Source organism: Vibrio ruber DSM 16370 (genome assembly GCF_900163965.1).
Taxonomy (GTDB): domain Bacteria; phylum Pseudomonadota; class Gammaproteobacteria; order Enterobacterales; family Vibrionaceae; genus Vibrio; species Vibrio ruber.
Genome location: NZ_FULE01000099.1, coordinates 1 through 941, shown reverse-complemented (window position 1 = coordinate 941; position 941 = coordinate 1). Strand labels below are relative to the sequence as shown.

3 rRNA genes are annotated in these 941 nt (G+C 45.5%); all 3 read right to left on the bottom strand.

What is annotated here, in order from left to right:
- Window positions 1-170, bottom strand: a 16S ribosomal RNA gene (locus tag VR7878_RS20675); the annotation flags it as partial.
- 364 nt (window positions 171-534) lie between these two features.
- Window positions 535-650, bottom strand: a 5S ribosomal RNA gene (gene rrf / locus VR7878_RS20670).
- Between the two features lie 86 nt (window positions 651-736).
- Window positions 737-941, bottom strand: a 23S ribosomal RNA gene (locus VR7878_RS20665); the annotation flags it as partial.

Sequence of the window (941 nt, the reverse complement as noted above, 5' to 3'; positions counted from 1 at the left end):
AGCCATCGTTTCCAATGGTTATCCCCCACATCAGGGCAATTTCCCAGACTTTACTCACCCGTCCGCCGCTCGACGCCGAGAAAGCAAGCTTTCTCTCGTTTCCGCTCGACTTGCATGTGTTAGGCCTGCCGCCAGCGTTCAATCTGAGCCATGATCAAACTCTTCAATTAAAGTTTTTGTGACACGATGTGTCGGCTCAATGAATACTGCTTTTTGTCTCTGCTTAAAAGCAGAAGCAAAAAGTGACATTACATAAGTAATGTTGAATTGACTGTGCTCTTATTGAATCACAGTTGCCTGCATCCAACTTGATTTGGTCACTCGATTCACTGATAAAATCTTTTTGGATATTTATCGACGAGTGCCCACACAGATTGATTGGTCTATATTGTTAAAGAGCTTTGCTTTCAGTGCGTTAGCACTTAGGCAGGACGCGTATAATACGCTTCCCACTTTGAAAGTCAACATAAAACTTTCATCTTTGAAAAAGCTTTATGGTGACTTGCTTCAACAGAAGCAAGCAACAAAATTAAAGCCTGGCGATGTCCTACTCTCACATGGGGAGACCCCACACTACCATCGGCGCTGTTTCGTTTCACGACTGAGTTCGGCATGGAGTCAGGTGGGTCCAAAACGCTATGGTCGCCAAGCAAATTCTTTAATTCGGAAAGCCGTTTTTTTGTTCTCTACACAATCAATTTGTTCTTACTGAGCCACAAAACCCCTTCGGTGTTGTATGGTTAAGTCTCACGGGCAATTAGTACAGGTTAGCTCAACGCCTCACAGCGCTTACACACCCTGCCTATCAACGTTCTAGTCTCGAACAACCCTTCAGGACGCTTTAAGCGCCAGGGAGAACTCATCTCAAGGCTCGCTTCCCGCTTAGATGCTTTCAGCGGTTATCGATTCCGAACTTAGCTACCGGGCAATGCGATTGGCAT